At 71.0% G+C, this 13,124-nt stretch carries 16 protein-coding genes; 7 read left to right on the top strand and 9 right to left on the bottom strand.

Features of this window, described 5'->3' with window-relative positions:
* Positions 1–13: 13 nt before the first annotated feature.
* On the top strand, positions 14–1,399 hold the full coding sequence (locus tag FHS37_RS09680; protein WP_184819128.1) for a serine hydrolase domain-containing protein: 1,386 nt from the start codon (positions 14–16) through the stop codon (positions 1,397–1,399).
* A gap of 64 nt (positions 1,400–1,463) precedes the next feature.
* Here FHS37_RS09680 and FHS37_RS09675 read toward each other — a convergent pair whose 3' ends face one another.
* Positions 1,464–1,916, bottom strand: coding sequence for a GNAT family N-acetyltransferase (locus FHS37_RS09675; RefSeq protein ID WP_184819126.1), 453 nt, complete (start codon positions 1,914–1,916; stop codon positions 1,464–1,466).
* Positions 1,917–1,984: 68 nt separating this feature from the next.
* Positions 1,985–2,449 (bottom strand): MarR family winged helix-turn-helix transcriptional regulator, encoded by a 465-nt coding sequence (locus FHS37_RS09670; RefSeq protein ID WP_184819124.1) that lies wholly within the window; start codon positions 2,447–2,449, stop codon positions 1,985–1,987.
* 141 nt (positions 2,450–2,590) lie between these two features.
* Here FHS37_RS09670 and FHS37_RS09665 point away from each other — a divergent pair, with 141 nt between their 5' ends.
* Positions 2,591–3,799 (top strand): MFS transporter, encoded by a 1,209-nt coding sequence (locus FHS37_RS09665; RefSeq protein ID WP_184819121.1) that lies wholly within the window; start codon positions 2,591–2,593, stop codon positions 3,797–3,799.
* Between the two features lie 135 nt (positions 3,800–3,934).
* Positions 3,935–4,357: a GlcG/HbpS family heme-binding protein gene (locus FHS37_RS09660; protein WP_184819119.1), complete on the top strand. Its 423-nt coding sequence runs from the start codon at positions 3,935–3,937 to the stop codon at positions 4,355–4,357.
* A 12-nt stretch (positions 4,358–4,369) separates the two neighbouring features.
* Here the strand turns inward: FHS37_RS09660 and FHS37_RS09655 are convergent, their stop codons facing one another.
* The 6 genes from FHS37_RS09655 to FHS37_RS09630 form a co-directional block, all read right to left on the bottom strand.
* Positions 4,370–5,236: a GNAT family N-acetyltransferase gene (locus FHS37_RS09655; RefSeq protein ID WP_184819117.1), complete on the bottom strand. Its 867-nt coding sequence runs from the start codon at positions 5,234–5,236 to the stop codon at positions 4,370–4,372.
* A 110-nt stretch (positions 5,237–5,346) separates the two neighbouring features.
* Positions 5,347–5,829, bottom strand: a complete 483-nt coding sequence (locus FHS37_RS09650; protein WP_184819115.1) for an NUDIX domain-containing protein — start codon at positions 5,827–5,829, stop codon at positions 5,347–5,349.
* 87 nt (positions 5,830–5,916) lie between these two features.
* Positions 5,917–6,822: a LysR family transcriptional regulator gene (locus tag FHS37_RS09645; protein ID WP_184819113.1), complete on the bottom strand. Its 906-nt coding sequence runs from the start codon at positions 6,820–6,822 to the stop codon at positions 5,917–5,919.
* Positions 6,823–7,051: 229 nt separating this feature from the next.
* Entirely contained in the window at positions 7,052–8,293 is a 1,242-nt protein-coding gene (locus tag FHS37_RS09640) for a cystathionine gamma-lyase (RefSeq protein WP_184819111.1), read from the bottom strand.
* Positions 8,290–8,781 carry a low molecular weight protein-tyrosine-phosphatase gene (locus tag FHS37_RS09635; RefSeq protein ID WP_184819109.1) on the bottom strand — a complete coding sequence of 164 codons (492 nt, stop codon included), beginning with the start codon at positions 8,779–8,781 and terminating at the stop codon, positions 8,290–8,292. The genes FHS37_RS09640 and FHS37_RS09635 overlap by 4 nt, the downstream gene beginning before the upstream one ends.
* A gap of 5 nt (positions 8,782–8,786) precedes the next feature.
* Positions 8,787–9,164: a phage holin family protein gene (locus tag FHS37_RS09630; RefSeq protein WP_184819107.1), complete on the bottom strand. Its 378-nt coding sequence runs from the start codon at positions 9,162–9,164 to the stop codon at positions 8,787–8,789.
* Positions 9,165–9,225: 61 nt separating this feature from the next.
* Between FHS37_RS09630 and FHS37_RS09625 the strand changes: the two genes are divergently transcribed.
* The 4 genes from FHS37_RS09625 (at position 9,226) to FHS37_RS09610 (ending at position 11,464) form a co-directional block, all read left to right on the top strand.
* Positions 9,226–9,543, top strand: a complete 318-nt coding sequence (locus FHS37_RS09625) for a cupin domain-containing protein (protein WP_184819105.1) — start codon at positions 9,226–9,228, stop codon at positions 9,541–9,543.
* 150 nt (positions 9,544–9,693) lie between these two features.
* Entirely contained in the window at positions 9,694–9,906 is a 213-nt protein-coding gene (locus FHS37_RS09620) for a DUF5326 family protein (RefSeq protein ID WP_184819103.1), read from the top strand.
* 299 nt (positions 9,907–10,205) lie between these two features.
* A complete protein-coding gene (locus FHS37_RS09615; RefSeq protein ID WP_308436705.1) occupies positions 10,206–10,931 on the top strand; it encodes an IclR family transcriptional regulator in 726 nt (241 codons plus the stop codon).
* Between the two features lie 98 nt (positions 10,932–11,029).
* The gene (locus FHS37_RS09610) at positions 11,030–11,464 is read left to right on the top strand and encodes an SsgA family sporulation/cell division regulator (RefSeq protein ID WP_184819102.1); all 435 of its coding nucleotides are present in this window, start codon (positions 11,030–11,032) and stop codon (positions 11,462–11,464) included.
* Between the two features lie 121 nt (positions 11,465–11,585).
* On the opposite strand, the gene FHS37_RS09605 is transcribed toward FHS37_RS09610, so the two are convergent.
* Positions 11,586–13,010, bottom strand: a complete 1,425-nt coding sequence (locus FHS37_RS09605) for a YibE/F family protein (protein WP_184819100.1) — start codon at positions 13,008–13,010, stop codon at positions 11,586–11,588.
* Positions 13,011–13,124: the final 114 nt, after the last annotated feature.

The following is a 13,124-nucleotide window of genomic DNA, read 5'->3' as shown; positions in this document are numbered from 1 at the left end:
GTGAACTGAGGGCATGACGACACCTCAGGAAGAACTGCTGCCCGGGACGCGTCGCGCGCTGCTGCACCGGATCGCCGTCGCCCAGACGGAAGGGCGTGCACCGTCCCTCGTCGCGGCCGTGGTGCGGGGCGGGGAGACCGTGTGGACGGGGGCACGGACCTCGGTGGAGGGGCACGCCCCGGACGGGAACGTCCAGTACCGGATCGGTTCGATCACCAAGACCTTCACCGCCGTCCTGGTCCTCCGACTCCGCGACGAGGGGGTGCTCGACCTCGGCGATCCCTTGGAGAAGCACCTGCCGGGTACGGGCGTGGGCGAGGCGACCATCGCCGAACTGCTCGCCCACGGCGGCGGGTTGGCTGCCGAGACGCCCGGTCCCTGGTGGGAGCGGACGCCCGGTACCCTGCGGCCCGACCTCGCCGACGTGCTGGGTGAGCGGCCCCTCGTACACCCCGTGGGCCGACGGTTCCACTACTCCAACCCCGGTTACGCGCTGCTCGGCGCGCTGGTCGAGAAGCTGCGCGGTGCCCCGTGGGAGGAGGTGCTCCGACGTGAAGTGCTCGAACCCCTGGGCCTGCGCCGCACGAGCGTTCACCCCGAGGCGCCGCACGCGGGGGGTTGGGCGGTGCATCCGTGGGCCGACGTGATGCTGCCCGAGCCGGTGGAGGACCTCGGGAGGATGGCTCCCGCCGGGCAACTGTGGTCCACCACCGGTGACCTGGCGCGTTTCGCGGCCTTCCTGGTCGAGGGCGACGAAAGGGTGCTGAGCGCCGAGTCGTTGCGGGAGATGAGGACACCGGCGGTGCCGGTCGAGGCGGCGGACGTGGCGAGCGGCTATGCCTACTGCCTGGGCTTGGAGATCCGTCACCAGGAAGGGCGGACCCTCGTCGGGCACACCGGGTCGCTGCCGGGCTTCCTCGCCTGCCTGGTGATCAGCACGGCGGACGACGTCGCCGCGGTGGTCCTGGCCAACTGCACCTCGGGGCCGGCACCGTTCACGGTCGCCGCCGATCTCGTCCGGATCGTCGCGGAGGCGGAACCGTGCATCCCGGCTCCCTGGCAGCCGCTGAGGGAGGCCGAACCGGCGGTACTGGAGCTGGTGGGACCGTGGTACTGGGGGACCCAGGCCTTCGCGCTGCGGTGGTCGGCCGATGGTGCGGTCTCACTGGAGCCGCTGTCCGGCACCGGTCGGCGCTCGCGCTTCCGCGCGAACGGAGACGGAACCTGGACGGGGCTGGAGGGCTACTACGCCGGAGAACTCCTGAAGCCCGTACGGCGGCCGGACGGATCGGTGAGCCACCTCGACCTCGGGTCGTTCGTGTTCACCCGTCAGCCGTACGACGAGGGGGCGCCTGTTCCGGGTGGAGTGGATCCGGAGGGGTGGCGGGGGATCGGCTAGGTCCCGGCCGCAGGGGAGCCCGTGAGGGCCCTGTTTCACGTGGAACGGGGCCCTCGCGTGTCGGTCACAGCTGCAGTTTGAAACCCACGTGTGAAGCGGTGAAGCCGAGTCGCTCGTAGAAGCGGTGGGCATCGGTGCGGGTGTTGTCCGAGGTCAGCTGGACCAAGTGACAACCGTGGTGGCGGGAGGCGTCGACCGCCCACTCGATGAGCCGGGTTCCCAGGCCGCTGCCGCGTTCGCCGGCGTGGATGCGGACTCCCTCGATGATCGACCTGGTGGCACCGCGGCGGGACAGCCCGGGAACGATCGTGAGCTGGAGCGTGCCGACGACACGGCCGTCGCGGACGGCGACGACCAGGTTCTGGTTCGGGTCCGCGCTGAGCCGCTCCAGCGCGGCCAGGTACGGAGCGAGGTCATCCGGCGACTCGCGCTGTGCGCCCAAGGGGTCGTCCGCGAGCATGCCGACGATCGCGGGGACGTCGGCGGCCACTGCGGCACGTATCTCGAGATTTCCCATACCGGCACCCTACGGAGGCGCGGCCGGGACGGGCGACCTCGGTTCCGGCATGATCCAAACGAGAGGCCCTAGGCCGGAACCGGTGCCTTCAGTGTCTCCACCGCCCTGACCAGAGGGGCCAGTTCGGGGTTCTTCGCCGCCTCGTCGAGGGCCTCGCGCAGGGCGGTGTCATTGGTCGGCCGCGCCTCCTCCAGGAGCTCGAGGCCGGCCTCCGTCACGTTGGTGTAGATGCCGCGCCGGTCGGTGGGGCACAGGTAGCGCTCCAGCAGGCCGCGGTCCTCGAGCCGTGTGACCAGTCGGGTGGTGGCGCTCTGACTGAGGACGACCGCGTCGGCGACCTGCTTCATCTGCAGATGGCCCCCGTCGCCGTCGTGCTGTCGGCTCAGTACGTCGAGCAGGGAGTACTCCCGCACGCTCAGGTCGTGCCGGGCCTGAAGGACGCGCTCGATGTGGGCCTCGATCCTCCCGTGCAGCAGGGAAAGGGCGCACCAGCCCTGGGAGAGGGCGGTGAGCGCGGGGTCCGTGGCTGTCATGGGCGTTTCCTCCGTCCAGGAGCTGCTGACACCAGGGTAGAGCAAGGCCGCAATATACGGCGCTTGCAACTATCCCGCGCATGCAACTATTGTGGAGAAAGCTAAAGCGCCTCTGCAATCATTTGGAAGGTCAATCTCCCCATGCCTCTCGCGCTTCTGGCCCTCGCGATCGGGGCCTTCGGGATCGGAACGACGGAGTTCGTGATCATGGGCTTGCTGCCCGAGGTCGCGGGTGACTTCGGTGTCTCCATCCCCACGGCCGGCCATCTGGTGACCGGCTACGCACTGGGCGTCATGTTCGGCGCACCGCTGATGACCGTGCTCGGCACCAAGGTCTCCCGCAAGCGCATGCTGATGCTGCTCATGGGCCTGTTCATCGCCGGGAACCTGCTCTCGGCGCTGGCCCCGGCCTTCGGCGTCATGCTGCTCGGGCGGGTGGTCGCCTCGCTGGCCCACGGTGCCTTCTTCGGCATCGGCTCGGTGGTCGCGGCCGACCTGGTCGCCCCGGACAAGAAGGCCGGAGCCATCGCCATGATGTTCACCGGGCTGACCGTCGCCAATGTCGTCGGCGTCCCGCTGGGCACGCTCATCGGCCAGTCCATCGGCTGGCGCGTCACCTTCGGCATCGTCGCCGCCCTCGGCCTCGTCGGTCTGGCCGGCATCGCCCGGCTCGTGCCCGACATGCCCAAGCCCGAGGGCGTGCGGCTGCGGCACGAGCTGGCCGCCTTCAAGAACGTCCAGGTCCTGCTCGCCATGGCGATGACCGTCCTCGGGTTCGGCGGCGTCTTCGCGGCCATCACCTACATCGCGCCGATGATGACCCACGTAGCCGGCTTCGCCGACGGCTCCGTCACCTGGCTGCTGGTCCTCTTCGGCCTCGGCATGGTCGGCGGCAACCTCGTCGGCGGCAGGTACGCCGACCGCGCCCTGATGCCGATGCTGTACGTGTCACTGGGCGCACTCGCCGTCGTCCTCGCGCTCTTCACCCTGACCGCGCACAACAAGATCGTCGCGGCCGTCACCATCGCCCTGATCGGTGCCCTGGGCTTCGCCACGGTCCCGCCGCTGCAGAAGCGCGTTCTGGACCAGGCGCACGGCGCCCCCACCCTGGCCTCGGCCGTGAACATCGGCGCCTTCAACCTCGGCAACGCGCTGGCCGCCTGGCTCGGCGGTCTCGTGATCGCCGCGGGCCTCGGTTACACCGCACCCAACTGGGTCGGGGCCGCCCTCGCCGCCGGTGCCCTGCTGCTGGCCTTCGTCTCGGCCGCCCTCGAACGCCGCGACAAGGTCACCGGCACCGTGCTCGCCGGCTCGGTCACCGCCGAGCAGCGGACCGCCGTCTCCTCCTGACCCCAGGGACCGCCGGGTGCGGGGCCAGGGCCGCCCCCGCACCCACGTGCCCCCTTCCCCACCGCACAACCGATCCACCGCACAGCCGACGTCACCGCACAACCGACGTCACCCGTACGTCAAGGAGAACCCTTCATGAGCACCACCACCGCCGTCGTCCCGCTCACCCTCGCGGACGCCGAAGCCCTCATCACCACCGCACGCCAGGCCGCCGAGGCCGCCGGTGTCACGGTCAGCGTCACCGTCCTCGACGCCGGCGGGCATCTGCTCGCGTTCCGGAGGGACGACCGAGCCGTGCTGATCTCCGGTGAGACCAGCACCCGCAAGGCGTACACCGCTCTCCAGCTGAACGCGCCCACCGCCGACCTCGTGGACGCCGTGCAGCCCGGAGGCCTCTTCCACACCCTGCCCACCGCACTCGACCGGCCGCTGCTGTTCATCGCCGGAGGCGTGCCCGTCCGGCGCGACGGCCGGCTGATCGGTGCGATCGGCGTCGGCGGCGGGGCCCCGGAGCAGGACCACGCCTTTGCCACGGCCGCCGTGGAGAACCTCGCCTGACGGCGGACGGGGTCAGCCCGCCGCGACCGTCACCGGGGCGAACCGGCGGGCCCAGTCTCCGGGCAGTTCCGTGATCCCGTACGTCATGACGGCGTTGAACGCGACGGACGCCAGCCCGTGCTCCTTCGCCCAGCCCAGCAGCTCCTCGTGCCGCACGTCGATGTCGGTGCGCAGCGGCCGGTCCGTGCGGGCGGCGAGGGAAGCGAGGAGCGCCCGCGCCGTCGGGGTGTCGCGGGCGATCAGCGGGCCGACGACATGGGTGTCCATGTTGGGCCAGGCGGCCGCGTATCCGATGAGCCGCCCGTCCTCCTCGGCGACCCGCAACTGGTCGGCGAAGGCGGGCAGACGGGCGATGATGTGGGTGCGGTCGGCCCCGAACACCTCCTCGTCCAGGCGGAGGATCGCGGGGAGGTCCTCGGCGGTCGCGGCACGGGTGGCGGCCTCGTGCCGTTCCCCCGCGGGGACGAAGCGACCTCGCAGCATCTCCGCCCGGCCGGTGACCTTGAAGCCCAGTTCCTCGTAGAGGGGGCGGCCGTAGGGGGTCGCGTGCAGGGTGAGCGGCGTGGTGCCCATCGAGGAGACGACGTGGCGCATCAGCCGGCGTCCCACGCCCTGGCGAGCATGCCGTTCGGCGACCAGCACCATGCCGACGGCTCCCAGGGTGGGACGCTCCTGCGGTCCGTACTCGGTGACGACGCAGGCGGTCACCAGGCCACCGTCGGGGTCGTCGATGCCGTAGCCCTTCCCGGCCGAGAGGAGGAGCCCCCACTTGTGCTCCTCCCGTGGCCACCCCCGGTCCTCGGACAAGTCGGCGCAGGCGGTGAGATCGCGGAGCGTCAGACGGCGGACGGGCAGAGAGGCGAGGGAAGGTGTCGACACGCAGGTCAGGCTGTCCGACCGGGGGGGCCGGCGTCCACCTGTTTCCGGAGAATCGGCCCGCTTTCGGCCATGCGGCGGCCGACGGCACAGGTCGCGTGACCGGCCGTACGTCAGCCGAGGTCGGGGGCGTGCATCGCGCGCACACCCTCGATGTTGCCGTCCAGGTAGTGCCGTAGCGAGAGCGGTACGAGGTGGACCGAGGCGATGCCGACGCGGGTGAACGGCACACGGACGATCTCGTATTCGCCGATGGGATCGTCGACCTCCGGGCCGTGCCGTAGGGACGGGTCCATGGACTCCAGGCGGCACACGAAGAAGTGCTGCACCTTCACACCGGTGGCGCCGCCGTCCTCGCCGACGTGCTCCACGGTGTCGACGAAGCAGGGCACCACATCGGTGATCTTGGCACCGAGCTCCTCGTGCACCTCTCGGTGCAGGGCGTCGACGACGGTCGGGTCCCCCGGCTCGACCCCGCCGCCGGGAGTGAGCCAGTAGGGATCCACGCCGGGCTTGGTGCGCTTGATCAGGATCAGGTCGTCACCGTCCAGCAGAACGGCACGGGCGGTGCGCTTGACCACGGGTCGGACGGTCATGGGGGAAATGTGGCCCGGCTGGTTCCACGTGAAACATCGCACGACGTCACCGGCCGGGTCCCCGGAGCGGCCGGTCCGTTCGAAGGGTCAGCACCAGTCGGTGGCCGCCTGCTGCAACCGCTCGTATGCGCGGGCGATGTGCGGCATCGCCAGCGTGCCGGTGCGGACCACCAGGAAGTACGTCCGCAACGGGGGCACCGTCGGTTCGTGCAGGGTGATCACATCTCCCCGCTCGAGCGCCGCCGCGCACAGGTAGCGGGGCAGCACCGCCAGTCCCGCACCTGCCACGGCGCAGGCCAGCACCGCGCGTAGATCCGGGACGATCACGGTTCCCGGGGTGACGGGACGGGAGTCGAACACCGAGGCCCAGTAGCGCGAGACGAACGGCAGCGACTCGTGCACCTCGATCACCGGCGCCTGCTCCAGGGCGGACGCTCCGGTGCGGCGGACCGTGCCGGAGCCGATCCGCTCGGCCCAGCGCGGAGTGGCGACCAGCACGTGCTCCTCGTCGCAGAGCGCGGTCGCCGAGAGCAGCGCGCCGCGGGGCCGGACCGTGCTGATGGCCAGATCGTGATGCCCGGCGGCCAGCCCCTCCAGGGTCTCCTCGGCGGTGCCGAAGGAGGCCCGCAGGGCGAAGCCCTGACCGTCCTCGCCGGTCAGCTCCGTGAGCGCGGGCAGCGCCCGTTCGGCGGTGAACTCCGGGGGACCGGCGAGATGGAGGGTGCGTAACGAGGAGTCCTCCTCGAGGCCGGCCTCGGCTATCTCCACGAGCGCGTCGAGGTGCGGTGCCGCCTTGTGCGCGAGCTCGTCCCCGATGGTCGTCGGCGTCACGCCGCGGGCCTGCCGCAGGAACAAGGGCCGCCCCAGCTGGCGCTCCAGCGTCCGTATCTGGGAGGTGACGGCCGGCTGGGACAGGCCGAGCAGGGCGGCGGCGCGCGTGAAGGAGCCGGCCCGGTGCACGGTCACGAAGGTCCGCAGCAAGGCCAGATCCACCGCATGTCCTCCCCTTGTCGATCCCCGCTGCCGACCCAGGACGGGCCCAACTATAAATAAGTCGATAGGCCGCTGTCGCTACTGTGATTGGACACTGACACTGAGTCAACTAGCCTGGTTCGCGCGGTTCTTCGCGCGCGGAACCGAGGACGGTCCGAGCCACGAGGGGGGAGGCTCGGACCGTCCGTCATGGTGGACGGGGCGCCTGCCGGACCGACGACGCAGGAGGTCAGACGGCGGATTCGTCCAGTGCGCGCAGCACGTCCGCCACCAGGTCCCCGGGATCCTCGGCGCCCACGGAGAAGCGGATGAAGCCCTCCGGCACCGCGTCCCCGCCCCACCGGCCGCGCCGCTCCGCGGTGGAGCGCACACCGCCGAAGCTCGTCGCGTCGTCCACGAGCCGCAGCCGGTCGAGGAAACGGTCGGCACGCGCGCGCGTGGGCAGGGTGAAGGACACCACGCACCCGTAGCGCCGCATCTGCTGCGAGGCGATCTCGTGCGAGGGATCGTCCGGCAGTCCCGGATAGCGGAGCCCCGTCACCTCGGGCCGCTCCCGCAGCGCCTGGGCGAGTGCCAGGGCGGTGGCGTCCTGCCGGTCGACCCGCAGCTGGAGCGTGGCGATGGAGCGGTGCGCCAGCCAGGCCTCCATGGGCCCGGGGATGGCACCGACGATCTTGCGCCAGCGGCGGACGGCGGCCATGGTCTCGGCGTCGCGGCCGGTGACGTATCCCAGGAGGACGTCCCCGTGCCCGGTGAGCTGCTTGGTGCCGCTGGCCACCGCGAAGTCGGCACCGAGCTCCAGCGGGCGCTGGCCGAGCGGCGTCGCCAGGGTGTTGTCGACGGCGACCAGGGCACCCCGCGCGTGTGCCGCCTCGGCGAGCCGCCGCACGTCGCACACGTCCAGCCCGGGGTTCGACGGCGTCTCGATCCACAGCAGCTTCGCGCCGTCGAGGACCTCCAGCTGGGCGTCGCCGCCCGTCGGCGCGGTGCGCACCTCGATGCCGTACGTCTCCAGCTGGGCGCGTACGAGAGGCAGCGCCTGATAGCCGTCGTTCGGCAGGACGACGGCGTCCCCGGCGCGGAGCTGGGAGAAGAGCACCGAGGAGATCGCGGCCATGCCGGAGGCGAACACCAGGGCCTCGACCCCCTCCTGCCCGGGTGCCTCCAGCTCGGCGACGGCCCGCTCCAGCAGCGTCCAGGTCGGGTTCTCGTCCCGGCCGTAGGTGTACGGGCCGGTGGGGTCGCCCGGCAGGTGGAAGTGGGCGGCGAACACGGGCCCGGGCAGGGTCGGCTCGTGCTTGACCGGCTCGGGCAGCCCTGCCCGCACCGCGCGGGTGCCGTCACCCGCACCGTCCGGGAGCCCCGGCTGCGCACCGGGCCCGGGAAGGGGACCCGCCGCGCCCGTGGCGGCGCCGGAGGAGGAGCCGTCCGCGGCGGCCCCGGGGCCGCCTTCTGTCGCCGAATCGTTCATGCCGCTCGTCCTTCCAGCTGCTCGCGTACCGCGGCGAGCAGACCGGTGCTCGCCGCCTCCACCATCTCAAGACACGCGTCGAAGCCGTCCGCGCCCCCGTAGTAAGGGTCCGGTACGTCGAGATCGTCGCCGGCGGCGGGATCGTAGGAACGCAGCAGGCGCACCTTGTCCGCGTCCCGCTCCGTGGGGGCCAGGCGGCGCAGCGCCGCGAGATGGCCGGAATCGAGCGCGATGACGAGATCGAGGCGGGCGAACCAGGACGGGGCGAACTGCCGGGCCGTGTGGCCGGTGCCGTAGCCGTTCTCCCGCAGGACGGCCACCGTGCGGGGGTCGGCGCCGTCGCCCTCGTGCCAGCCCCCGGTGCCGGCGCTGTCGACCTCGACCAGGCCGTCCAGACCGGCCTCGGCCACGCGCGCCCGGAAGACGGACTCGGCCATCGGGGAGCGGCAGATGTTGCCGGTGCAGACGAAGCAGACGCGGTAGGTCATCGCGCTCAGTCCCCGTCGGGCAGGACGACGTTGAGCGCCCAGGAGACGACCGAGACGATCAGACCGCCCAGTACGGCCGTCCAGAAGCCCTCCACGTGGAAGCTCAGGTCGAGCTGGTCGGCGAGCCAGGAGGTCAGCAACAGCATCAACGCGTTCACCACGAGGGTGAACAGGCCGAGCGTCAGGACGAGCAGGGGCAGGCTCAGGAGGTTCACGATCGGCTTGACCAGGAAGTTCACCAGGCCGAAGAGCAGAGCGACCAGTATCAGGGTGCCGATCTCCTTGCCCGTGCTGTCACCTGTCAGGGTGATCTTGTCGAGCAGCCACACCGCGACCGCGAGGGCGCCCGCGTTGGCGATCGTCTTGACTAGGAAATTCTTCATGTGTCTGATCGTGGCAGACAGGATCGGGCGTGAGCAGTGAGCCAGGGGGCGGGACGAGGCGATGAAGGCATTCCGGCTGGACGAACTGGAGGCGGAGCGCGCCGCCAACGACGGTGCGTACCTCCAGTTCCTGCGGGAGCGGAACATGTCGGTCGGCCTCTACGCGCTGAACGCGGGTGAGCAGGACCCGCAGCAGCCGCACCACCAGGACGAGGTGTACTTCGTCGTCAGCGGCCGGGCGGCGATCACCGTCGGTGTGGAGACCACCCAGGTGGCACGCGGCAGCGTCGTGTACGTACCGGCCGGCGTGCCGCACAAGTTCCACCACATCAGCGAGGACCTGCGGGTCCTGGTGGTGTTCTCTCCCCCGGAGAGCTGAGCCGTGGCCCCGGGGTTCCCTAGGGGACGGGTCAGGGGAGGACAAGGGGTGCGAGGCCCCCGCCGGACCACCCCCCGGCCCTAGCATCGAGTGCAGGACATCATCGACGCGACCCGGCACTCGACGGGCGGAGAGGTAGAGGACGAGGCGATGCGAGAGATCTTCACGGGACTGCCGTGGTGGGTGAAGTGGATCGCGGTGCCGGTCATCGCCCTGGTCGTGTTCGGCGGACTGATAGCGAACGTGGTCGGCTTCGTGATCGGGCTGCTCTTCAAGGTGCTGGTCTTCGTGGCCCTGGTCGGCGGACTGATCTACGTCGTACGGAAGTTCACGTCGAGTTCCTCTTCGCGCAACGACTGGTGAAGCCAGGGGGACCGGTGAGGCGGTAATGGGAATCACCGGTTCCCTCGGGCGGGGGAAGTTTCTCCGGCGGGCCGTCTGCGTGCGGTGACAGCCGGTTAGAGTCCGGAACTCGACGCGGGGACGATCCCCGCGAGCGGCGACCCCCACCCGTGTTCCCCCGCACGGGCTGCCCCCTCGCGTTTCGGGAGTGACCCTTGGCCACGACTGGCACCGCCCCTGCACACCTGACTGCTGCCGTCCCCCCGCAGCCCCGCGGGTCGGCGTCCTCCGCACCGGCGCCCACCACCCTCATCGGCTCCGTGCAGCGGGCCATGCGCCTGCTGGAGACCGTCGCCGGGCACCCGTACGGCGCCCCCGCCAAGCAACTGGCCCGCGAGGCCGGACTGGCGCTTCCCACCACGTACCACCTGTTGCGCACCCTCGTGCACGAGGGCTACCTACGCCGTGACAAGGGGCTGTTCTTCCTCGGTGAGGCGACCGAGCGGCTGGCCGGCAGTGGAGCACAGCAGAAACGTCGCAGCACGGTCGTCGGCATGCTGGCCCGCTGGCGCGACGCGATCGGCGCGCCCGTCTACTACGCCGTGTACCGGGAGGGCGAGATCGACGTCGTGTGCGCCTCCGACGCCCCCGTCAATCCCGCGGTACAGGAGTGGGCCGACTTCCGCGAGACCGGCCACGCGCACGCGGTCGGGCAGTGTCTGCTCTCCCAGCTCGACGAGGAGGCCCGCCGCGACCACCTCGACCGCTACCCCGTGCACTCCGTCACGCCGTACACCGTGCGCGACGCGCAGAGCCTGCTGAGGCGCCTGGAGGGGACGCGGCGCACGGAGCCGGTGATCGAGCGCCAGGAGTACGCCCTGGGCACGGTCTGTGCGGCGATCCCGGTCACCGTCGGCACCACGGCCGCGACGGTGGCCATCTCCCTGCCCGTACACCAGGTCGACCGGCTACTCCCCGCGGCACGGAGACTGCAGGCCGAGATGGGGCGCCTGGCGGGGTCGTTGACGCTCTCTATCAGTATCTGAAAACTCACTCCTTGTGATCTGATGTGTACGTTCAGCAAGATTCCACCAGGTGTCAGGGTCCATGCCCGGCCAGTCCGCGGCGAATGACGGGGTAGGCGATGCGCGAATCCGTACAGGCAGAGGTCATGATGAGCTTTCTCGTGTCGGAGGAGCTGTCCTTCCGCATCCCGGTGGAGCTGCGCTACGACACCTGTGATCCCTACGCCGTGCGACTGACCTTCCACTTGCCCGGGGACGCCCCCGTGACCTGGGCGTTCGGCCGGGAGCTGCTGATCGACGGCGTCGGCCGGCCGTGCGGCGAGGGCGACGTGCGCGTCGCACCGGTCGATCCGGAGACGCTGGGCGAGGTGCTGATCAGGCTTCAGGTCGGCAGCGACCAGGCCCTGTTCCGTTCGTCGACCGCACCGCTCGTGGCGTTCCTCGACCGCACCGACAAGCTGGTGCCGCTGGGCCAGGAGGGGGCGCTCGCCGACTTCGACGCCCACCTCGACGACGCGCTCGACCGGATCCTGGCGGAGCAGGGCGCCGGGTGAAGCGTTACGCCGGTCGGGTGGCAGTGGGCGGAACGCTTCACCGTGTTCCGTCGCGCTCCGCAGGAACGCTTCCGTGGAGCCGGCCCCCGATGAAGCCGGTCACGTCGTCGGACGGCCGGCGTCAGCGCTTGCGGCGCCTGCCCCTCCCGCCGCGTGCCGGAACCGGTCGGGTTTCCTGTGCCGCTGCCTGAACCGCCGGCCGGTCGGCCGAGACCACCAGGGCGGCCAGGGCCGTGGTGACCGGCACCGAGGCGACCAGGCCGATCGAACCGATCAGGGTCCGCACGATCTCCTCCGCGACCAGCTCGCTGTTCGCGACCGTCCCCACGCTGCTCTGCGCGATGGAGAACAGCAGCAGCAGCGGCAACGCGGCGCCGGCGTAGGCGAGGACGAGCGTGTTGACCACGGACGCGATGTGGTCGCGGCCGATGCGGATGCCCGCGCGGTACAGCCCGCGCCAGCCCATCGACGGGTTGGCCTCGTGCAGTTCCCAGACCGCCGAGGTCTGTGTCACCGTCACGTCGTCGAGGACACCGAGCGACCCGATGATGACACCGGCCAGCAGCAGACCGCTCATGTCGATCTCCGGGTACAGCCCGTGGATCAGACCGGTGTTGTCGTCCGTGTTGCCGGTCAGCGCGGCCCAGCCGATGAACACCGAACCGAGGACGCCGATCAGCAGCAGGGAGATCAGCGTGCCGAGCACCGCCACCGACGTACGCGCCGACAGCCCGTGGCACAGGTAGAGCGCGACCAGCATGATCGCGCTGGCCCCCACCACCGCCACGATGAGCGGGTTCGAGCCCTGCAGGATCGCGGGCAGGATGAAGAAGTTCAGCACCAGGAAACTGATCGCCAACGAGACCAGCGCCATCACGCCGCGCAGCCGCCCCACGGCCACGACGGCGAGCGCGAAGACACCGGCGAGCAGGGCCAGGGGAACGCGCCGGTTCACGTCGGTGACCGAGTACTGCAGGTCCTCCGGTGCGGAGGGCTCGTAGGCGACGATGACCTCCTGGCCCTCGCTCAACTGCCGTGACTGGTCCGGCTGCACGATCTCGGTGAACGTACGGCCCTCGTCCTTGCCGGTGTCGACCCGGATGGTCGCCTTCTTGCAGGTGCCCTCCGCCTGTTGCTGGGCGGAGGAGCCCTCGGCGGTGGAGGTGTCGCCGGTCGGGACGCTCCCGGAGGCGTTGACGGACTGGCAGCTCACCTCGACCACCTCGGTGACCGTGGCGTGCTGCGTCTGCCGGTCGAAACCGACGCCCGTGCGCTCGTGCCCCGGGGCGCCGCCCGGCCACAGCACGGCGAGGCCGATCAGTACCGCCGCGGCGAACGGAATCAGGATCGCCGCGATGATCTTGCGCAGGTGCTGGGAGACGGGGGCCGCCGGGCCGTGACTGTGTCCGTGCGAGTGGCCGTGCCCGCCCCCGGAGCCACCTCCGTGCCCGCCCCCGCCGCCACCTCCGTGGCCGCCGCCGCTTCCGGCGCCGGAGCCGCGGGGTGGTTCGGGCGGTGGGTACGGGGGAGGCTGCGTCGAGGTCACCGACCGATCATCGCAAGAACGAGGGGGGCCCTCTGTTCACCGCGCCAGAAAGGACGCTAGCGTGGGGGCACCTTTTGTACACGCGGGAGCTCGGAGCACCGGGCTGAGAGGGCG

The sequence above is a fragment of the Streptomyces griseomycini genome, assembly GCF_014203535.1.
In the GTDB taxonomy this organism is placed as follows: Bacteria; Actinomycetota; Actinomycetes; order Streptomycetales; family Streptomycetaceae; genus Streptomyces; species Streptomyces griseomycini.
Note: the sequence above shows the minus strand (reverse complement) of the source record. Positions and strands in the feature narration are given on the sequence as shown.